Annotated in this window: 22 protein-coding genes and 2 pseudogenes; 18 read left to right on the top strand and 6 right to left on the bottom strand. The window is 65.4% G+C overall.

The window, feature by feature from the left end:
- Window positions 1-53 precede the first annotated feature (53 nt).
- From CSQ93_RS28915 to CSQ93_RS16880, 18 genes are all read left to right on the top strand, one after another.
- A complete protein-coding gene (locus tag CSQ93_RS28915; protein WP_158300249.1) occupies window positions 54-200 on the top strand; it encodes a hypothetical protein in 147 nt (48 codons plus the stop codon).
- Between the two features lie 69 nt (window positions 201-269).
- Window positions 270-452, top strand: coding sequence for a Flp family type IVb pilin (locus tag CSQ93_RS16960; protein ID WP_035821247.1), 183 nt, complete (start codon window positions 270-272; stop codon window positions 450-452).
- Between the two features lie 93 nt (window positions 453-545).
- Window positions 546-719, top strand: coding sequence for a Flp family type IVb pilin (locus tag CSQ93_RS16955; RefSeq protein WP_081922552.1), 174 nt, complete (start codon window positions 546-548; stop codon window positions 717-719).
- Window positions 716-1,786 carry a phosphatase PAP2 family protein gene (locus tag CSQ93_RS16950; protein ID WP_099379052.1) on the top strand — a complete coding sequence of 357 codons (1,071 nt, stop codon included), beginning with the start codon at window positions 716-718 and terminating at the stop codon, window positions 1,784-1,786. Before CSQ93_RS16955 ends, CSQ93_RS16950 begins: the two co-directional genes overlap by 4 nt.
- Entirely contained in the window at window positions 1,783-2,370 is a 588-nt protein-coding gene (locus CSQ93_RS16945; RefSeq protein WP_199534439.1) for a prepilin peptidase, read from the top strand. The genes CSQ93_RS16950 and CSQ93_RS16945 overlap by 4 nt, the downstream gene beginning before the upstream one ends.
- A gap of 40 nt (window positions 2,371-2,410) precedes the next feature.
- Window positions 2,411-3,031: a methyltransferase family protein gene (locus tag CSQ93_RS16940; protein ID WP_099379051.1), complete on the top strand. Its 621-nt coding sequence runs from the start codon at window positions 2,411-2,413 to the stop codon at window positions 3,029-3,031.
- 31 nt (window positions 3,032-3,062) lie between these two features.
- Window positions 3,063-4,409: an ATP-binding protein gene (locus CSQ93_RS16935; RefSeq protein ID WP_199534438.1), complete on the top strand. Its 1,347-nt coding sequence runs from the start codon at window positions 3,063-3,065 to the stop codon at window positions 4,407-4,409.
- The gene (gene cpaB / locus CSQ93_RS16930; RefSeq protein WP_077407723.1) at window positions 4,406-5,254 is read left to right on the top strand and encodes a Flp pilus assembly protein CpaB; all 849 of its coding nucleotides are present in this window, start codon (window positions 4,406-4,408) and stop codon (window positions 5,252-5,254) included. Before CSQ93_RS16935 ends, cpaB begins: the two co-directional genes overlap by 4 nt.
- A 22-nt stretch (window positions 5,255-5,276) precedes the next feature.
- A complete protein-coding gene (locus tag CSQ93_RS16925) occupies window positions 5,277-6,878 on the top strand; it encodes a type II and III secretion system protein family protein (RefSeq protein ID WP_099379050.1) in 1,602 nt (533 codons plus the stop codon).
- A 9-nt stretch (window positions 6,879-6,887) separates the two neighbouring features.
- Entirely contained in the window at window positions 6,888-7,175 is a 288-nt protein-coding gene (locus CSQ93_RS16920) for a hypothetical protein (RefSeq protein WP_035821256.1), read from the top strand.
- A gap of 45 nt (window positions 7,176-7,220) precedes the next feature.
- Window positions 7,221-8,768, top strand: coding sequence for a Tad domain-containing protein (locus CSQ93_RS16915; RefSeq protein ID WP_099379049.1), 1,548 nt, complete (start codon window positions 7,221-7,223; stop codon window positions 8,766-8,768).
- 7 nt (window positions 8,769-8,775) lie between these two features.
- Complete coding sequence (locus CSQ93_RS16910; protein ID WP_099379048.1) at window positions 8,776-9,243, top strand: TadE/TadG family type IV pilus assembly protein; 468 nt, start codon at window positions 8,776-8,778, stop codon at window positions 9,241-9,243.
- Between the two features lie 10 nt (window positions 9,244-9,253).
- On the top strand, window positions 9,254-9,772 hold the full coding sequence (locus CSQ93_RS16905) for a TadE/TadG family type IV pilus assembly protein (protein ID WP_099379047.1): 519 nt from the start codon (window positions 9,254-9,256) through the stop codon (window positions 9,770-9,772).
- Window positions 9,773-9,808: 36 nt separating this feature from the next.
- The gene (locus tag CSQ93_RS16900; protein ID WP_099379046.1) at window positions 9,809-10,960 is read left to right on the top strand and encodes an AAA family ATPase; all 1,152 of its coding nucleotides are present in this window, start codon (window positions 9,809-9,811) and stop codon (window positions 10,958-10,960) included.
- A 45-nt stretch (window positions 10,961-11,005) separates the two neighbouring features.
- Complete coding sequence (locus tag CSQ93_RS16895) at window positions 11,006-12,373, top strand: CpaF family protein (RefSeq protein ID WP_099379045.1); 1,368 nt, start codon at window positions 11,006-11,008, stop codon at window positions 12,371-12,373.
- Between the two features lie 10 nt (window positions 12,374-12,383).
- Entirely contained in the window at window positions 12,384-13,358 is a 975-nt protein-coding gene (locus CSQ93_RS16890) for a type II secretion system F family protein (RefSeq protein WP_099379044.1), read from the top strand.
- A gap of 19 nt (window positions 13,359-13,377) precedes the next feature.
- A complete protein-coding gene (locus tag CSQ93_RS16885) occupies window positions 13,378-14,325 on the top strand; it encodes a type II secretion system F family protein (protein ID WP_099379043.1) in 948 nt (315 codons plus the stop codon).
- 13 nt (window positions 14,326-14,338) lie between these two features.
- A complete protein-coding gene (locus CSQ93_RS16880; RefSeq protein WP_099379042.1) occupies window positions 14,339-15,376 on the top strand; it encodes a LytR C-terminal domain-containing protein in 1,038 nt (345 codons plus the stop codon).
- 69 nt (window positions 15,377-15,445) lie between these two features.
- Here the strand turns inward: CSQ93_RS16880 and CSQ93_RS16875 are convergent.
- The 6 genes and pseudogenes from CSQ93_RS16875 to eda all read right to left on the bottom strand — a co-directional run.
- A pseudogene (locus tag CSQ93_RS16875) lies at window positions 15,446-15,634 on the bottom strand (transposase); the annotation flags it as partial.
- A 12-nt stretch (window positions 15,635-15,646) separates the two neighbouring features.
- Window positions 15,647-16,045: a hypothetical protein gene (locus CSQ93_RS16870; protein ID WP_099379041.1), complete on the bottom strand. Its 399-nt coding sequence runs from the start codon at window positions 16,043-16,045 to the stop codon at window positions 15,647-15,649.
- Between the two features lie 149 nt (window positions 16,046-16,194).
- Window positions 16,195-16,419, bottom strand: coding sequence for a hypothetical protein (locus CSQ93_RS28910; RefSeq protein WP_158301272.1), 225 nt, complete (start codon window positions 16,417-16,419; stop codon window positions 16,195-16,197).
- A 367-nt stretch (window positions 16,420-16,786) separates the two neighbouring features.
- Window positions 16,787-16,897 (bottom strand): annotated as a pseudogene (locus tag CSQ93_RS29505) (keto-deoxy-phosphogluconate aldolase); the annotation flags it as partial.
- A 140-nt stretch (window positions 16,898-17,037) separates the two neighbouring features.
- A complete protein-coding gene (locus CSQ93_RS16860) occupies window positions 17,038-17,550 on the bottom strand; it encodes a type IV secretion protein Rhs (protein WP_099379040.1) in 513 nt (170 codons plus the stop codon).
- A 59-nt stretch (window positions 17,551-17,609) separates the two neighbouring features.
- Window positions 17,610-18,239: a bifunctional 4-hydroxy-2-oxoglutarate aldolase/2-dehydro-3-deoxy-phosphogluconate aldolase gene (eda, locus tag CSQ93_RS16855; protein ID WP_099379039.1), complete on the bottom strand. Its 630-nt coding sequence runs from the start codon at window positions 18,237-18,239 to the stop codon at window positions 17,610-17,612.
- Between the last annotated feature and the right edge of the window lie 2 nt (window positions 18,240-18,241).

The following is an 18,241-nucleotide window of genomic DNA, read 5'->3' as shown; positions in this document are numbered from 1 at the left end:
GGATTTACCGGAGTGCAAATCACCGCGCGGCCCACCACAACACGGAGCACAGCATGCGCTTTGACAAGTTTCTTCCGACAGCCCTGATCACCTATTTGCAGGGCAAGGAAAAGGCTGCGTTCTACCGCTATGCCCTGGTGGCGGCCCTCATGGCGGTGGTCTGCATCATCGGACTGCTGGCACTGGGCGAAAGTCCATGAGTGCGCCAGAAAGCACGCTGCCATGCCGTTTTACCCACCGCTGTACCTTAACCACCACCAGGAGTTGTCATGAACCTCATCAAAAACTTTATCCGCGAAGAAGATGGCGTCACCGCAATCGAGTATGGCCTGATCGCCGCCCTGATTGCCGTCGTGATCATCGCTGCCGTCACCATCGTCGGCACGCAGCTGAAAAAAACCTTCAGCACCATCGGCACCAAGCTCACCTCCGCCAACACCGCTGCCGCCTGAACACGGTACTCCGGGCTGGCACGTCGCCAGTCCGGTTACCGCCAGGTCAACGCCACAGGCTCATTTCTCCTGCTCACCTATCAGAGGCCCATCGTGAAATCTCTCTTCAGCCGTTTATCCGACGAGTCCGCCGTCACGGCGATCGAGTACGCGCTGCTGGCGAGCCTGATCGCGGCAGTGCTGGTGATCACGATCACCCTGCTCGGTGACCAGGTCCGGCTGCTGTTTGTCTACGTCAAGGACCAAGTGGTCCTGGCCCTGTCATGAATACCCTGCGCGCCTCGCTGCGCACCCACCGCGCCCTGCTGCTGATCGTGCTGCTGTATGCCGCCGCGGCGGCACTGCTGGCCGGCGGCCTGCCCAGCGCCTCGGATACCCTCAACGTGCTGGCCGGCTTCCTCGTGGCCATCCTCACGGGTCCCGTCTTCATCCTGTGCGGCTACACCATCCACGTCATGGTGGTGAAACGCCCGCACCGCCTGTGCCACTATCTGTACCACGATCTGCGCAGCTACCTGAGCAACGAGCGCCTGCTGCACGCGCTGCCGGCCATGCTGCTGATCCCCGTCTTCGCCTCCAGCTTCACCGTCTTCAAGGCCGCCATCCCCCGCCTGCATCCGTACACCTGGGATGCCAGCCTGTCCGCCTGGGACATCGCGCTGCATGGCGGCAAGGCCCCATGGGAAAGGCTGCAGCCGCTGCTGGGCCACCCGCTCGTCACGGGCCTGCTCAACTTCAGCTACCACTTCTGGTTCTTCCTGTTCTACGCCATCCTGTACTGGCTCATCCTCGACACGCGCCGCCCGCTGCTGCGCATGCAGTTCCTGCTCAGCTTTGCGCTGACCTGGATCGCCCTGGGCAGCATACTGGCCGTGCTGTTTGCCTCGGTCGGCCCCTGCTACTACGGCCACCTGCACGCCAGCGACCCGTATGCGCCGCTGATGGCCTACCTGCATGACGCCAACCAGCACGTCCCTGTCTGGGCCCTGCAAGTGCAGGACATGCTGTGGCAAGGCTATCAAAGCAAGGGCACGAACGGCGAACTGGGCATCTCCGCCATGCCCAGCATGCATGTGGCCACGGCCGTGCTGATGGCGATCATGGGCTGGAAAGTCAGCCGCGCCGCCGGACTCGCCCTGTCCGCCTTCGCCGTGCTGATCCTGCTTGGCTCCATCCACCTCGGTTGGCACTATGCGCTCGACGGCTATGTGGGTGCGGCCGGCGCGGCGCTGGTGTGGCAGCTGGTGGGACGGCTGCTGGGCAGCCAGGCCCCAGCCCCCAACATGCACATGACCACGGCGCCCTGCATGAGCAAGGGAGGACTGACATCATGAGCGCCCGCCTGCCCATGCTGCTGTGCCTGGCCGTGCTGGGCACCCTGCTCGCTGCCGCGCTGTGGCACGACCTGCGCACGCGCCGCATCCCCAACCTGCTGGTGCTGTGGGGCACCTTGGCGGGACTGATCCTGAACAGCTTCGTGCCGTCCGGCGCCGGCCTGTTCGACGCCGCCTTCGGCGGCCTGGGACTGCTGCAGGCACTGGCCGGCGCCGCTGCCGGACTGGCCCTGCTGCTGCCCATGTACCTGCTGCGCGCCCTGGGCGCCGGCGACGTCAAATTGATGGCCATGTGCGGCGCCTTCCTCGGTCCCGATGCAGTGCTGGAAGCGGCCCTGCTGACCTTCCTGTGCGGCGGCGTGCTGGCCCTGGCCGCCGCGCTGGCAGGCCGCCGCCTGCGCCTGGTGCTGCGCAACACCTACCACATGATGCTGGGTGCGCTGCTGCACAGCCTTGCCGGCGGCGCCGCCACGATCGCCGAACCGCCGCCAGCCACAGGCAAGCTGGCCTACGCCTACGCCATTGCCAGCGGCACCGCGCTGCAGGTGTTCCTGCAATACAACCATCTGTGGAGCCTGCGCTGAAACGCGCCGCTCCGACGACCAGCCACCACAGGATCCGACCATGCACACCCTCGCCACCCTCTGCCACTCGCGCCACGCCAGCCTGTTCACCAGCATCGCCATGGCTTGCCTGTGGACGTTCTTCGCCAGTGCCCACGTGGTGGGCTACCTGCACGGCGGCGACTGGAGCTATTTGCTGTTCTGCGCCGCCGAAACCCTGGCTGCCCTGTTCTTCGTCGTGCGCTCGGCCCCCGTCAGCGTCTCCACCGATGCGGGCGACTGGCTGCTGGCCATCGGCGCCACCTTCGCGCCCTTCCTGCTGTCGCCCGCCGACATGGCCATCTGGCCCGGCGCGCGCTACCTGCTGGCCGTCGGCAGCCTGCTGCAGATCGCCGGCCTGCTGTCGCTGAACCGCAGCTTCGGCCTGGTGGCGGCGCAGCGCGAGATCAAGACGGGCGGTGCCTACCGCGTGGTGCGCCATCCGCTGTATGCCAGCTACCTGATTTCCCTGAGCGGCTACCTGCTGGCCAATACCTCGCCCGCGAATGGCGCCGTGTACGTGCTGGCCATGCTGATGCTGGTGGCGCGTTTGCTGCGCGAAGAACGCTTCCTGTCCACCGACGTGCGCTATCGCGTCTACATGCGCCAGGTGAAGTACCGCCTGCTGCCCTTCATTTTCTGATCACCGGCCACCCAAGCGAGGAGTATCCATCATGCCTGACACTTATCCAGAACGCAGCGACGGCGGCGGCATCGAGCCGGCGGCCCGGCGCGCGCCACGCACGGTCGAGGAAACGGGATTGCCCTTCCTGTTCCTGGTCGAACTGCTGGTCAAGATACTCTTCCTGCGCGGCCAGATCGGCCTGCCCGCCCTGTCGACGCACGTAAAACTGGGCGCCGGCGTGCTCGAACCGCTGCTCACCTTCATGCGCGCCGAAAAACTGTGCGAAGCGCGCCGCAACGGCGGCAACGGCACCGACGCCGACCTGTATTACCTGCTGGGCGACCAGGGCCGCCTGCGTGCCGCCGAATACATGCGCCGCAATGCCTACAGCGGTCCCGCCCCCGTCACCCTGGCCGACTACAGCAACCAGGTGCTGGCGCAAAGCGTGGCCGACATGCAGGTCACGCGTGACGACGTGCAGCGCCAGTTCCGCGACGTGGTGGCCAGTTCGGCCGTGCTCGACCAGCTGGGCGCGGCCATGAATTCCGGGCGCGCCCTGTTCTTCCACGGCCCCGCCGGCAGCGGCAAGAGCTACCTGGCCGAACGCCTGAACGGCCTGCTCAGCGGCGCCATCGCCCTGCCTCATGCCGTGATGGTCGACGGCGAAGTGCTGCCCTTCCTCGACCCCATGCTGCACACCCTGTCGCGCGGCGGCGCCGTGCCATCCGACCCGCGCTGGGTGCGCGCCGAGCGCCCCGCGGTGCTGACGGGCGGCGAGCTGACACTCGACATGCTGGACCTGCAATTCGACCAGGGCACCCGCTTGTACCAGGCGCCGCCGCACCTGAAGGCCAACAACGGCATCTTCATCATCGACGACCTGGGGCGCCAGCGCTGCTCGCCCGTGGAGCTGATGAACCGCTGGATCGTGCCGATGGCACGCCACATCGATTACCTGTCGCTGCACACGGGCTACAAATTCCCCGTGCCCTTCGACGTCATCGTCGTGTTCTCGTCGAACCTGGCGCCGCAGCACCTGGCCGACGACTCCTTCCTGCGCCGCATCGGCTACAAGATCCACGTGGGCCCCCTGAGCGCCTACCACTACCTGGCCGTGTTCCGCAGCACCTGCGCCCAGCTGGGCATCAACTTCGACGAAGCCTCCTACACCTACCTGCTGCACCTGCACAACCAGCACCAGCGGCCCTTGCTGGCCTGCTATCCGCGCGACATCCTGGCGCAGGTGTGCGACCAGGCGCGCTATGAAGACCACGCGGCGCAACTGAATCCGGAAGTGCTGCTGTGGGCATGGAAAAACTATTTCGGCAGCGATGACGACCTTGCAAGCACACATAACGGACCGGCAGCGGTCCAGCACAAAGGGGAAGCAAAATGAGAAACGCACGCGCACTGACGATGATGGCCATTGCGGTCATCCTGGCGTTCGCCGCGGTCATCGTGGCCGCGCGCTGGATCAATGCCCAAGCCTCGGGCAACATCAACAAGGTGGCCGTGGCCCAGGTCGACATCAGCCTGGGGGCGCGCCTCACACCCGACATGGTGCGCATGGTGGACTGGCCATCGAACGCACTGCCGCCAGGGGCCATCAACGATCCGAAACTGCTGGAAACGCGCGTCACGCGCACCAGCATCCAGCACGGCGAACCGATCATGGAAGGCAAGCTGGCGCCTCCCGGCACGCAAGGCGGCCTGTCGGCCGTCGTCGCCGAGGGCAAGCGTGCCATGACCGTGCGCGTCAACGATGTGGTGGGCGTGGCCGGCTTCGCCCTGCCCGGCAACTTCGTCGACATCCTCGTCAACACCCAAGGCGAAGGGGCGCGCAAGACGCCGGACCGCGATCCGAATATTTCCAAGATCGTGCTCGAACGCATCCTCGTGCTGGCCATCGCCCAGGAATCGAGCCGCGACGACACCAAACCCAAGGTGGTCAACGCCGTGACCCTGGAGCTGACGCCGGAGCAGGCGGAAAAACTCGACCTGGCGCGCAGCGTGGGCACCCTGTCGCTGGTGCTGCGCAACCAGGTCGAGGACAAGCCCGTCAACACGGAAGGCGCCACCAAGTCCAGTTTGCTCGATGAAAAAGTCGCCATGGCAGCCCCCGCCGCCATGGTGCAAGCCAAGCCGCTCCCCCGCCGCCGTCCTGCAGCCGCAGCTGCGCCACAGGCCGGTCCCCGCGTCGATGTCATCAAGGGGCTGGAACGCAGCTCCCAACAATTCTAACCTGCACCAGAGGAGCCTAGCCATGAGTACATATCGCACAGCAAGCGGCATCCGGGGCCTGCACCTGGCGCTTGCCATCGCCGCCATCGGCGCCCTGGCGCCCCGGGCGCATGCCGAGCCAGTCGCCGCCACGGCCGCCACCGCCACCGCCGTTGCCGCCGAAGCGGGCACCGCCAGGAGCAGCCGGGCAGCCGTCCGTCCCAAGTCCACGCCGCCGCAAAGCGAATCGCGCGCCGGCCGCACCGAGATGGCGCCGCAAATGAGCCTGGCCGAAGGCAAGTCGACCCTGATGCGCCTGCCGTTCGCCGCCAGCCGCATGTCCGTCGGCGATCCGCGCATCGCCGACGTCATCCTGCTCAACCCCAACGAGGTGTACCTGCTGGGGCGCTCCGTCGGCACCACCAACCTGATCCTGTGGAACAAGAGCAATGACGCCACCATCATCGACCTGGCCGTCGGCATCGACAGCAGCAGCCTGCAGGCACGCATGGCCGAGCTGCTGCCGAACGAAAAGATCCACGTCACGGTAGCGGGCGACACCCTGATCCTGTCGGGCATGGTCAGCGATGTCGTCAAGGCCGACCAGGCCCTGTCGCTGGCCAACGCCTATGTGCAGCGCAGCAGCCGCAGCGGCGGTGCCTCCTCGGGCGCCGCGCCAGCCGCGGGCGCCGCCGCTCCAGCAGCGGCGCCCGATGCGGGCATGCCGCGCGTGATCAACCTGCTGTCGATCGCCGCGCCGCAACAGGTGATGCTGGAAGTGAAGGTGGCCGAAGTGTCGAAGGTGCTGGTCGACCAGCTGGGCGCCAGCCTGGGCATCAACAAGACCATTGGCAGCTGGTCATATTCGCTGCTGTCGAGCCTGCTCAGCAACAATCCCAGCGGCTTGAGCGGCGCCAGCAAGAATAACTTCTTCAACCTCGACGCGCAAAAACGCGATGGTTTGATCAAGGTGCTGGCCGAACCGAACATCATGGCCATCAGCGGCCAGGAGGCGAGCTTCCTGGCCGGCGGAAAAATCTTCATCCCCGTCAGCCAGACCAACAATGGCGGCGTGCCCACCATCACGCTGGAAGAGAAGGAGTTCGGCGTGGCCGTGAAATTCACGCCCACCGTGCTCGAAGGGGGACGCATCAACCTGAAGGTGGCGCCGGAAGTGTCGGACCTGAACAAGGACGGCATCGGCATCACCGCCACCGGCATCTCGGCCACGGCCGTCCTGCCTTCGTTTACGACGCGGCGCGCCACCACCACGGTGCAGCTGTTCGACGGCCAGAGCTTCGCCATCGGCGGCTTGATCAAGAACAACGTGACCAGCAATATCAAGGCCCTGCCAGGCCTGGGCGAAGTGCCCGTGCTGGGCGCACTGTTCCGCAGCACGGACTTCCAGACGGACCGCTCGGAACTGGTCTTCATCATCACGCCGCACCTGGTCAAGCCACTGCCGCCCGACTACAAGCTGCCCACCGACGGCTACATCCAGCCGACGCGCGGCGACATGTTCATGCAGGGAAAAATGGAAGGCAGCGCGCCGGCGCCCGCAGCGGCACAGGAACCAGCACCAGCGGCCCCCATGCCGCCGCAAGCGGCCGCGCCCCAGCCTGCCGCCGGCTTCGACCTCAAATAGGAGAACACCATGAAAACCGCACATCGCCTGCCTTGCGCCGCCCTGTTGTCTTTGCTGTCGCTGCTGGCCGGCTGCACCGCCACCACCACGCCCGTGCTCGATTCGCACTTCGGCGAATCGGTGGCCCTGCTCAAGGCCCAACAGATCATGTACCCGGACGCCTACCGCAATGCCAACCCCGTCAGCGGCATCGACGGCAAGGCCGGCGCCAGCGCCTACCAGCGCTACCAGAAATCGTTCGCGGCGCCGGAACCGCAACCGAATGTCTTCACCATCGGCGTGGGCGGACGCCAGTAGGCGCCAGTCCCGCGATACCCCCCCCCAGGCCACCAGGAGACAGCCATGAACACCGCATTTCGCAGGCACGACAAGCAGCAGGGCGCGATCGCCATCGTGCTGGGGCTGACCCTGGTGGTGCTGTTTGCCATGGGCGGTCTGGTGCTGGACCTGGGCCACCTGTACATCGCCAAGACGGAGCTGCAGAACGGCGCCGACAGCTCGGCGCTGGCAGGCGCTGTGGAACTCAATCAAAGCGCCACCGGCATCGACAATGCGCAGGCCAAGGCCATTGCCATCGCGCAAAAGAACCGCTACGATTTTTCCACCACGCTGACGCTGACGGCCGCCAACATCAGCTTCGGCCCCAGCCCGGATGGCCCCTGGTCGTCCGGCGCCAGCGCCCGCACCAGTCCCCAGGGCCAGACCTTCATCCGCGTCGACACGGGCAGCAAGACCTTCGCCACCTACCTGATGGGCATCGCCGGCATCGCCAGCACCAGCACCTCGGGCGTGGCGGTGGCGGGCCGCTTCGTCAACGACGTCACGCCGATCGGCGTGTGCGCCGTCGATCCGGCCAACAAGACGGCGCAATACACGTATCCGGCCGCGCCGGCCGGCACGGGCCTGACGGAACTGCTGGAATTCGGTTTCCGCCGCGGCGTCACCTACAACCTGTTCGGTCTCAATCCCCTGGGCGGCCCGTCCGATCCCTACCTGATCAACCCTGTCGACGCGCCCCCTGGCGCTTGCGACGCATCGCATTCCAGCGCCAATTCCACCGCGCCGTTCATGTGCACGGGCAGCAGCGCCGTCGTCAGCAGCGGCTCGGGCAAGGTCTACACGAACACGGGTTTGAGCGCCGGCAAGATCGCAGCGGCCCTCAATTCACGCTTCGACGATTACAGCGGGCCATCCGTGTGCGACCCCGCCACGGCGCCCCCCGATACCAACATCAAGGAATATCCCTGCAAGGGCGGCTCATCGCCTTGCGTCGCCAGCGCCGCCAACTCGCCGCCCACCGGCTGGATGGAACCGGGCGCCAGCACCCTGCCCAGCCAGCAGTCGGTCAGCCTGTCCGGCAGCAAGCCGAACTACCGCCTGCCGCCGACCTTCACGACGCCCGTGACGGCGGCCCAGGCGCAGTTCGCCGGCTATGGCGTGCTGTGGTCCTACGGCCCTGCCTACCAAAGCAACGGCGCCACCCCGGCCAAGGCCGGCACGGCGTATAGCGTCGCGGACGCCAATGCCAACCCCATGTACAGCACGGCCAAGGCGACCTACTTCGACACGGCCAGCTACCCCGTCAGCCCCGGCGCAAGCTTTCCTGCCAGTACGCCGCCTTCGCCGTACAACCAGACCAGCGGCCCCACGTTCCAGGCGCCCTCGGCTGCCCATCCGGGCCGCAACAACCGGCGCATCCTCAACGTGGTGCTGGTCGACTGCCGCACGGCACCCGTGGGGCCGGCCTCGTGCGGCGCCATGGATGCTGTGGGCATCGGCAAATTCTTCATGACGATGAAGGCCGATTTCAGCGGCGGCGCGCGCCTCGACGTCGAGTTCGCGGGCCTGATCGAACCCGTGCCGAATTCCGAAATCAAACTCTACAAGTGAGGCGGCCATGCGCATCCCCCTTTCCCCTCTCAGCCAGCGCGGCGGCGCCGCCGTCGAATTCGGCATCGTGCTGGCCCTGCTGGTCACCCTGCTGGCCGGCATCTTCGGCTTCGGCCGCGCCTTCTGGTACTACGACGCGCTGACCAAGGCGACGCGCGACGCGGCGCGCAACATGTCCGTCAAGGCCAAGGCCGGCATCGCCTCGCAGGGTGTGCCGGCGGCCAGGCAGACGGTAGTCGATGCGGCCCTCAGCGCCGGCATCAGCGACTTCACCACGGCCAACGTGACAGTGACTTGCCTGGACGCGAGCTTCAACGACAGCAGCTGCACCGATGGCACGGCGCCGGGCGGCATCCGCGTCGAAGTCGTCAACTACACGCTGTCGGTGGGCCAGTACCTGCCCTTCGTGATCGGCGCGGCCAGCAGCTATGCCACGCCGCTGTCGCCGCGCACCACCATGCGCTACATGCTGTAAGGAGAACGCCATGCGCCACCGCCTTCCACTTGCCCTCCGCACTGGCCGCCAGCGCGGTGCCGCCGCCGTCGAATTCGCCCTGGTGGCGCTGCTGTTTTTCACCCTGCTGTTCGGCATCCTCGAATTTGGCCGCATGCTATTCCTGTACAACACGGTGCAGGAAGTGAGCCGCCGCGCCGCGCGCGAAGCGGTGGTGCGCTGGATCGACCAGACCGACGCCATCAAGACGCTGGCCCTGTTCGGCGGCACGGCCCTGCCGGCCGCGCCGGAACTGACGGCCGCCAACATCACCATCCGCTACCTGAACAAGAGCGGCGCCGAAGTGACCCTGCCGCCGCTGGACCCGGGCGACAACCTGTCGGCCTGCGGCGACAACACGCGCACGGCCAGCTGCATCGACAGCGTGCGCGTATCGATCGACAACGTCAGCTATACGCCGATGGTCAGCCTGTTCGGTTTTCTCAATATCGCCGTGCCCGCCTCGGTAGTGGTCATGCACGCCGAAAGCCTGGGCTTCCAGATCAACTGAACGCCTTTACCGAACGCCTTTACCGGGGAGTACCACGTGAATATCGTCATCGTCTCGAAAAATGAAGTCCAGCTCAAGCGGCTCACCCGCTTGCTGCGCGAACGCAGCGCGGCCGACCGCGTCGCGCTGCTGGCGAGCATACCGGATGTCTTCGACAACGGCCTCACGCCGGACTTGCTGCTGCTGGAGCAGGAACAGACGGGCGAGGCGGAGCTGGCACAGCTGGAACTGCTGGGCGGGCGCTATCCGAGCCTGGCCATCATCGTGCAGTGTCCGCAGCAAAGCCCGCAATTCCTGCTGCGCTCGATGCGCGCCGGCGTGCGCGAAGTGCTGCAGCCGGACGACGACGCGGCCCTGTGCGCCGCCTTGCGCCGCATCGAGGAAAAACTGCACAAGCAAGTCACGCGCAAGGGCCAGGTGCTGGCCTTCGTCTCGTGCAAGGGCGGCAGCGGCGCCACCTTCATCGCCGCCAACCTCGGCTACGCGCTGGCCGCCGGCGAACAGCGCAAGGTGGCGCTGTTCGACCTGAACCTGCAGTTCGGCGATGCCGCCCTGTTCGTCTCGGACCACAAGCCGGCAACCACCCTGTCGCAACTGTCGCAGCAGATCGTGCGCCTCGACGCCTCGCTGCTCAGCGCCAGCATGATCCAGATCACGCCTGCCTACAGCGTGCTGGCCGCCGCCGACGATCCCGCCCATGCGGCCGACGTCGAGGCCGACCATATCGATCGGCTGCTGACGCTGGCGCGCAGCCAGTACGACTACATCGTGCTCGACGTGGGACGCGGCCTCGACCCCGTCAGCGTGCGTGCGCTGGACCGGGCCGACCTGATCTTCCCCGTGCTGCAGGCAACCTTGCCGTATGTGCGCGACGGCAAGCGCCTGCTCGACGTGTTCCGCGGCCTCGGCTACCGCGAAGACAAGATCCGCCTGATCCTCAACCGCTATGCCAGCAGCGACAACATCCGCGTGGCCGACCTGGAAGCGGCGTATGGCAAGCACGTCTACAAATCCATCCCCAACCACTACGAGGCAGTGGCGGCCTCCGTCAGCCAGGGCGTGCCCATCCTCAAGCTGGCGTCGCACAATCCCGTCTCGCGCGCCCTGCAGGAACTGGCCGCCAGCCTGGCCGGCGAAACCCCGCCCGCCGCGCAAGGCTGGGTTTCGCGGCTGCTGGCGCGCGCTTGACTCCCTACAGCGCGCCTGATCCCCCACATTCACCGGAGACCGACCATGACTGCCGAAAAACTCACCCTGCGGGACCGCCTGGGCTATGCCCAGGATGACGCCAGCCTGAATGACGATGCCGCGCACCAGGGCGCATCGAGCCAGAGCTACCAGCAACTCAAGCACCGCACCCACCAGGCGCTGCTCGACCGCGTCGACCTGGAAGGCATGCAGCGCCTGTCGCGCGAGCAGATCCGCGAAGAGCTGAAAATCCTCGTCAGCGACGTGCTCACAGAAGACAATGTGGTGATCAACGAGCTGGAACGGCGCTCGCTGATCCGCGACATCCAGGACGAGGTGCTCGGCTTCGGCCCGCTCGAACCGCTGCTGGCCGATCCCGGCGTGTCCGATATCCTCGTCAACACCTACCGCCAGGTGTATGTCGAGCGCCATGGGCGCCTGGAGCTGAGCGACGTCTGCTTCACCGACGACGCCCACCTGATGAAGATCATCGACAAGATCGTCTCGCGCGTGGGCCGGCGCATCGACGAATCGAGTCCCATGGTCGATGCGCGCCTGCCCGACGGTTCGCGCGTCAACGCCATCATCCCGCCGCTGGCCATCGACGGCCCCGTGATGTCGATCCGCCGCTTCTCTGCCCAGCCCCTGCGCCTGGCCGACCTGATGCTCAAGCACAGCCTGACGGAGGAAATGAGCACCACCCTGCAGGCGCTGGGCAAGGCCAAGGTCAACATCCTGATCTCGGGCGGCACGGGCAGCGGCAAGACCACCATGCTCAATGCGATTTCCGGCTTCATCAGCACGGCCGAACGCATCGTCACCATCGAGGACGCGGCCGAACTGCAGATGCAGCAGCCGCACGTGGTGCGCCTGGAAACGCGGCCCGCGAACATCGAGGGCAAGGGCGAAGTGACGCAGCGGGCGCTGGTGCGCAACGCGCTGCGCATGCGCCCCGACCGCATCATCCTGGGCGAGGTACGCGGCGCCGAAGCGCTCGACATGCTGGGCGCCATGAACACGGGCCACGAAGGCTCGATGGCCACCATCCACGCGAACACCCCGCGCGACGCGCTGACGCGGCTGGAAAACATGATCAGCATGGCCTCGGCAGGCCTGCCCGTGAAAGCCATGCGCCAGCAGATCAGTTCCGCCATCAGCGTGGTGGTGCAGGTGGCGCGCCTGACGGACGGCAAGCGCAAGATCATCTCGATCCAGGAAATCACGGGCATGGAAGGCGAGATGATCACCATGCAGGAAATCTTCACCTTCCGCCAGACGGGCATCGGCGAGGACGGCACGGTGCAGGGGCATTTCCATGCCAGCGGCGTGCGGCCGCATTTCCTGGAACGCCTGCGCGCCTTCGGCATCAGCCTGCCGGAAACCCTGTTCGATCCCGCCCGCCAGTACCATTAAGGGGAGCATCATGGACTATCTCTATTACGTATTCGCCATCCTCACCTTCATCGCCGTGGTGCTGCTGATCGAGGGACTGTACCTGGCGTGGAACACGTCGCGCGGCCCGGAAGCGGAACGGGTCGCGCGCCGCCTGCGCATCATGTCAGCCGGCGCGCATGGCGACGCGGGCAGTTCGATGATCAAGAAGCGCCTGCTGAGCGACACCCCGGCCCTGCAGCGCGTGCTGCTCAGCGTGCCCCGCGTGCATGCGCTCGACCGCCTGCTGGAACAGTCGGGCCTGAGCTGGAGCGTGGCCAGTTTCGCCGGCGTGATGCTGGCCTCGGCCGGCGCCGCGTTTTTGCTGCTCAGCTACTTCAGCGTGCCGTGGCTGCTGCGCCTGCCCCTGGTGGCCGGCGCAGCCCTGCTGCCGCTGCTGGTGGTCTTGCGCGCCAAGGCCAAGCGCCTGCAGCGCATCGAGCAGCAATTGCCCGATGCACTGGACCTGATGGCGCGCGCCCTGCGCGCCGGCCACGCCTTCCCCACGGCCCTGAAAATGGTCGGCGATGAAATGAACGCACCGCTGGCCGTGGAATTTCGCGCCACCTTCGACGAAGTCAATTTCGGCATCGCCATGCAGGACGCCCTGATGAACCTGGCCACGCGCGTGCCCAGCACGGACTTGCGCTACTTCGTCATCGCCGTGCTGATCCAGCGCGAAACGGGCGGCAACCTGGCCGAGCTGCTCGACAGCATCAGCCGCATCATCCGCGAGCGCATCAAGCTGCTGGGACAGGTGCGCGTGCTGTCGGCCGAAGGCCGGCTGTCGGCCTGGATCCTGTCGCTGCTGCCCTTCGGCGCGGCGGCCATGATCCACCTGACCAATCCGCAGTTCCTGGAAATGCTGTTCGTCGATCCGGGCGGACGCAAGATGCTGGTCGGCGCCCTGCTGATGATGGTATGCGGCGTCCTGGTCATGCGCAATATCATCCGCATCCGTGTCTGAGCCCGCAAGGAGAATCCTCATGAACCCCGTCCATTTCGCCTTTCTCGCCCTGCTCTTCATCGCCGTCTTCGGCAGCGTGCTGGTGGCCATGCGCAGCTTCGCCCCCGATCCCATGCGCCAGCGCATGGACAACGCCACCGGCAAGAGCGCGGCAGCGCCTGGCGCCTCCGCGCCCAGCCCCTGGCTGGCGCGCATGGTGCGCCTGAGCGGCCCGCTGGCCAAACTGTCGCTGCCCGATCAAGGCTGGGAAGGCTCCGTGATGCGCCGGCGCTTCATGAATGCCGGCCTGCGCCAGGCGTCGGCGCCCATCCTGTTCTTTTCCGCCAAGACCATGCTGGCCATCGGCCTGCCCCTGCTGCTGTTCCTGGGACTGAGCGCCTCGGGCAGCCAGATGGCGGGCAAAGCTCTCCTGTTCTGGCTGCTGATCGTGGCCGCCATCGGCTACTACCTGCCCAATATTGTCCTGGCGCAAATGATCAAGCGGCGCCAGCGCGATATCTTTGAAAGCTTTCCCGATGCGCTGGACTTGATGACGGTGTGCGTGGAAGCGGGCCTGGCCATGGATGCGGCGCTGGCCAGGGTGGCGGCCGAGATCGCCCTGAAAAGCACCGTGCTGGCCGAAGAACTGCATCTGGTGATGCTGGAACTGCGCGCCGGCAACACCAAGGAACGGGCCCTGCGCAACCTGGCCCTGCGCACGGGCGTCGAGGATGTCGACGCGCTGGTGGCCATGCTGATCCAGGCCGAGCGCTTCGGCACCAGCATCGCCGCCTCGCTGCGCGTGCAGTCGGACCAGCTGCGCACCAAACGTCGCCAGATGGCCGAGGAAGAAGCGGCGAAGATCGCCCTCAAGCTGCTGTTCCCGCTGATCTTTTTCATCTTCCCGTCGCTGCTGGTCGTCCTGATGGGACCAGCCTTCCTGCAAATCTACCGCGTGCTCCTGCCCAGCATGGGCAGCGGCAACTGACCGGAGAACCGCCATGTCACAGCACACCACCCTGATGCTCATGCTCGCCTGCGCGGGCCTGCTGCCCGCCTGCAGCCACCTGCCCGGCCCTGCCAGCCAGGGCAGTCAAGGCAGCCATGTTGCGCCGCCCCAGACGCGCATCGATGACAGCCCCGCCACCCGCACCGCCGCGTTCTGCAAGCTGGGCAAGCGCCTGCAGGAAGTGGGCGACTCGCGCGCGGCGCTGGCGGCGTACCGCGAAGCCCTGCTGCTTGAGCCCGGTTCGGCCGATGCACGCAATGGCGCCGCCGTGCTGCACGCGCAACTGGGCCAGCTGGAAACGGCGCGCAGCATGCTGCAGGCGCTGGCGCAAGAAGCGCCGACGGCCAGGACCTACAACAACCTCGGCTACGTGCTGTACCTGCAGGGCGATTACGCGCAGGCGGCCAGCGTACTGCGCCAGTCGCTGCAGCTCGACAACGGCCAGCAACCGGCGCGCGCCAACCTGGAGCTGGCCATCGCGGCGCTGGCGCGCAGCATAGTCACAGTCGATGCCACCGCGGACGCCATCGCGCCCGACCTCGCGCCGGCGCCCGTGCCAGCGGCGCCGGCCAGCCGCCTGCAGCTGACGCAATTGCAGCCGAATATCTTTGCGCTGAGCTGGCGCGATGGTCCCGCGGCGGCACGCGTCGCCTTGCCAGCCCCTGCAAAACCGGTGGCGCCGGCGACGGCGGCAGCGCTGCCACGGCTGGAAGTCATCAACGGCAATGGCGCAACGGGGATGGCGGCGCGCATGCGCGGCATGTTGGGTGGCATGGGCATCAGCGTGCTGCGGCTGGGCAACCAGCGGCCATACATGGTCCAGGTCAGCAGCATCGTCTACCGGCCCGGCCATGCGCAGGCGGCAGCCACCCTGGCCCTGGCCTTGGGCGGCATGCCGCAGCTGCAGGCGGCGGACGACAGCGGCATCGGCATCGGCGCGGGCGCCGACCTGCGTTTATTGCTGGGCAAGGATGCGGCGGCCAGCCTGCGCGCGCCGGACGTGCGCCTGGCATCGACTACGACACCGTGACGGAAGCATCAGCGCGGCAGCAAGCGGCGGTCGACGGGGTTGAGCAGGATGTCCTGCATATTTCTGTAATCAAGACAGACTACGGGATTTAGTGATCGTAAAGCGCCTGGCGGCGAGCACCAGATTGGCGAAGGCGAACAGCTTAAACAGCTGTGCAGTGTTTTTGGCCAGGCCGCGATAGCGCGTTTTTCGATGCCGGAACAGGTTCTTCATGACATGAAACGGATGCCCGACCTTCGCCCGCACGCTGGCGATTGCAGCGAACTTTTTTCACCACGGTGCAAACATCTTCCACACAGCCACTGCAACCTGCAAAAAACAGCCCATCATGGCCGCGAACAATAGCCCAATGTGTATCTTTAAGAACGCATCCATTTTTTCCTGGCTCACCGCTTGCGGCATCGCTACCGTTTTAAAACGGATACCTTGCCCTGCCAGCAGCAACAGCAAGACGGTCAGTGGAAAGGATTGCAGGAAAATTCTCTCGGGATACAGAATCCACGCCATTCCGGCGATGATGGAAAGCAATGCCAACAGATCGCAAAAAATATACAGAAATTTTCTTTTTTGAAATCCTGCTAGCGACGCGAGCAGCACGCCATTTTTCTTCTTTAATAAATGTTCCAGTACCAACCATTGTGAACCTGACTTGTCGACGGCTATATGCATTAAAAGTTCTCTCTTCAATTCAGGCGTATGACTTTCCTCAGGCAACAGGCGGCCGCAATACTGTCACAGAAATATTGCGGCCGGCGTCACTATCAGCAACAGGATAGCAAGTAGCTGGGTATGTTCAGCCCGCTTTATCGCTTCCCTTATTAGCCCGAGCAATATGAATTGTACGCATACAACGCGCCAGCACCTATCATGATGCTGCCGCCCAGAGCTTGTCCACCTGGCACGACAGCAATGCCCCCTCCGATACTGGCGATGCCACCCCAGAAACCAGCCGTGCTGGAATAGTCGCTAGCTGACATGCGATCCGAGCAAAATGCGCGACCACCCGAAATGTCTTGAATTTCAATTTCCGATAAAATTTGCATTCTTACTCCATTTATTAAATGTGGCTGTTCAACAGCTATTGAATTGTCTAGCTACGAAAATTTTACTCACCTTCATGAAATCAATCCATCATAACGGCTCAGTAAATTTACTGCCTTGCAACTGCTTCGCATATAGGACTGCTCTTAAAAATATGATTTTTCAGCAGCTATCTCATCGGCAGTGAGCAGGCGTGAGCGTGGGCGATTCAAAGGTATGACATCCATCAGTTAATTGTATGGCATCCGTCGCCTAGCCATCGGGTGTGCAAACCACCACAAACTTTCCATTTCGTGGATGAAGAACAGCTTGCCGCCGTTGCCTTCTCGCGAAAAGTCGTCGCGGTACTGGGCCGGCATGAAGTGCAGAGTCCGGCAGCGGGCCATAGATGGCGTTGAGCATGGCGGTGCCGCCCGCCGGCACGGCTGGGAACAGTTTCAGCTGCTGGAAGCTGTTTTCACGCGCAGCCATCACTTCGGCATGCCGCAGCTGCAGGCGGCGGACGACAGCGGCATCGGCGCGGGCGCCGACCTGCGTCTATTGCTGGGCAAGGATGCGGCGGCCAGCCTGCGCGCGCCGGACGTGCGCCTGGCATCGAACCTGGCGCCGTAATGGTGAAATCAGCGCGGCAGCAAGCGGCGGTCGGCAGGGTTGATCAGGAAGCCTTGCAGGATCTCCTGCAGCTGAGGCAGCTTCGCCACATAGGCGGGAATGCCCAGCTGGCGCGCGCCGAAATAGTGGGCGATGATATCGCCCTGCTGTTCCATGTTGAAGTCGGACAGGACGCCGCCCGCCTGCGCGTCGTAGCGGTAGGCACGCTGCCGGATATAGCCGCCGCACAGCGCCAGCAGCACGCCATGCAGCAGCACACTGTAGCCGAGCTGGTACTGCCACACATGCACCATCTCGTGGATGAAGAACAGCTTGCCGCTGTTGCCTTCGCGGGAAAAATCGTCACGGTACTGGGCCGGCATGAAGTACAGGCTGCCACGCGGCGTCATCGCCGTGTTCTGGTCCTGCAAGCCGAACGGTAGAAAGGAGCCGCGCACGACGCGCACGCGCGCGTAGTCGATGGCGCCCTGGAAGACGCTGCGGGCCATGGCGGTTTCGCCGATGGTGAGAGGGCGGCGCAAGACTCGCATAGGAAGAAGAGAAGAAAGCGCGGCAGGCAGGCCTGCCGCGCGGGTACCGCTTAAACCGAACGAAGGCCGCTGGCCGCTTTCGCGATTTCCGTGATGCGGTCCCAGTTGCCGGCCGCGATCGCGTCTTTCGGCGTCAGCCACGAACCGCCCACGCAGGCGACGTTCTTGCACGCCAGGAACTGCGACGCCGTCTCTTGCGAGATGCCGCCCGTCGGGCAGAACGTGATGTCCGGCAGCGGGCCGTAAATCGCGTTGAGCATGCCGATGCCGCCCGCCGGCACGGCAGGGAACAGCTTCAGCTGCTGGAAGCCGTTTTCACGCGCCGCCATCACTTCGCCTGGCGTCATCACGCCTGGCAGCAAGGGCAAGCCGCTGCTTTTCGCCGCCGCCACCAGGGCGGACGTCAGGCCTGGCGAGACGCCGAAGACGGCGCCCGCATCGCGCGCCTGGACGAATTCCTCGGGACGGGTCAAGGTACCGACGCCGACGATGGCGCCCGGCACGGCCGACATGGCGCGGATCGCTTCGAGGCCATGCTTGGTGCGCAGGGTCACTTCCAGCACGCGGATGCCGCCCGCCACCAGCGCGCGCGCCAGCGGTACGGCATGTTCAGGATCATCGATCGCAATCACGGGGATCACGCTCGAAGTGCGCATAATTTCCAGTAGTGTCATGGTCATCT

The sequence above is a fragment of the Janthinobacterium sp. BJB426 genome (genome assembly GCF_002735705.1).
Lineage (GTDB): Bacteria > Pseudomonadota > Gammaproteobacteria > Burkholderiales > Burkholderiaceae_D > Janthinobacterium.
This window is presented reverse-complemented; position numbering and strand designations above follow the sequence as displayed.

What these genes read in the sequence shown, in the direction of transcription:
- CSQ93_RS28915 (WP_158300249.1), top strand. Translation starts at nt 54, where the DNA reads ATGCGCTTTGACAAGTTTCTTCCGACAGCCCTGATCACCTATTTGCAG.
- CSQ93_RS16960 (WP_035821247.1), top strand. Translation starts at nt 270, where the DNA reads ATGAACCTCATCAAAAACTTTATCCGCGAAGAAGATGGCGTCACCGCA.
- CSQ93_RS16950 (WP_099379052.1), top strand. Translation starts at nt 716, where the DNA reads ATGAATACCCTGCGCGCCTCGCTGCGCACCCACCGCGCCCTGCTGCTG.
- CSQ93_RS16945 (WP_199534439.1), top strand. Translation starts at nt 1,783, where the DNA reads ATGAGCGCCCGCCTGCCCATGCTGCTGTGCCTGGCCGTGCTGGGCACC.
- CSQ93_RS16940 (WP_099379051.1), top strand. Translation starts at nt 2,411, where the DNA reads ATGCACACCCTCGCCACCCTCTGCCACTCGCGCCACGCCAGCCTGTTC.
- CSQ93_RS16935 (WP_199534438.1), top strand. Translation starts at nt 3,063, where the DNA reads ATGCCTGACACTTATCCAGAACGCAGCGACGGCGGCGGCATCGAGCCG.
- cpaB (WP_077407723.1), top strand. Translation starts at nt 4,406, where the DNA reads ATGAGAAACGCACGCGCACTGACGATGATGGCCATTGCGGTCATCCTG.
- CSQ93_RS16925 (WP_099379050.1), top strand. Translation starts at nt 5,277, where the DNA reads ATGAGTACATATCGCACAGCAAGCGGCATCCGGGGCCTGCACCTGGCG.
- CSQ93_RS16920 (WP_035821256.1), top strand. Translation starts at nt 6,888, where the DNA reads ATGAAAACCGCACATCGCCTGCCTTGCGCCGCCCTGTTGTCTTTGCTG.
- CSQ93_RS16915 (WP_099379049.1), top strand. Translation starts at nt 7,221, where the DNA reads ATGAACACCGCATTTCGCAGGCACGACAAGCAGCAGGGCGCGATCGCC.
- CSQ93_RS16910 (WP_099379048.1), top strand. Translation starts at nt 8,776, where the DNA reads ATGCGCATCCCCCTTTCCCCTCTCAGCCAGCGCGGCGGCGCCGCCGTC.
- CSQ93_RS16905 (WP_099379047.1), top strand. Translation starts at nt 9,254, where the DNA reads ATGCGCCACCGCCTTCCACTTGCCCTCCGCACTGGCCGCCAGCGCGGT.
- CSQ93_RS16895 (WP_099379045.1), top strand. Translation starts at nt 11,006, where the DNA reads ATGACTGCCGAAAAACTCACCCTGCGGGACCGCCTGGGCTATGCCCAG.
- CSQ93_RS16890 (WP_099379044.1), top strand. Translation starts at nt 12,384, where the DNA reads ATGGACTATCTCTATTACGTATTCGCCATCCTCACCTTCATCGCCGTG.
- CSQ93_RS16885 (WP_099379043.1), top strand. Translation starts at nt 13,378, where the DNA reads ATGAACCCCGTCCATTTCGCCTTTCTCGCCCTGCTCTTCATCGCCGTC.
- CSQ93_RS16880 (WP_099379042.1), top strand. Translation starts at nt 14,339, where the DNA reads ATGTCACAGCACACCACCCTGATGCTCATGCTCGCCTGCGCGGGCCTG.
- CSQ93_RS16870 (WP_099379041.1), bottom strand. Translation starts at nt 16,045, where the DNA reads ATGCATATAGCCGTCGACAAGTCAGGTTCACAATGGTTGGTACTGGAA.
- CSQ93_RS28910 (WP_158301272.1), bottom strand. Translation starts at nt 16,419, where the DNA reads ATGCAAATTTTATCGGAAATTGAAATTCAAGACATTTCGGGTGGTCGC.
- eda (WP_099379039.1), bottom strand. Translation starts at nt 18,239, where the DNA reads ATGACCATGACACTACTGGAAATTATGCGCACTTCGAGCGTGATCCCC.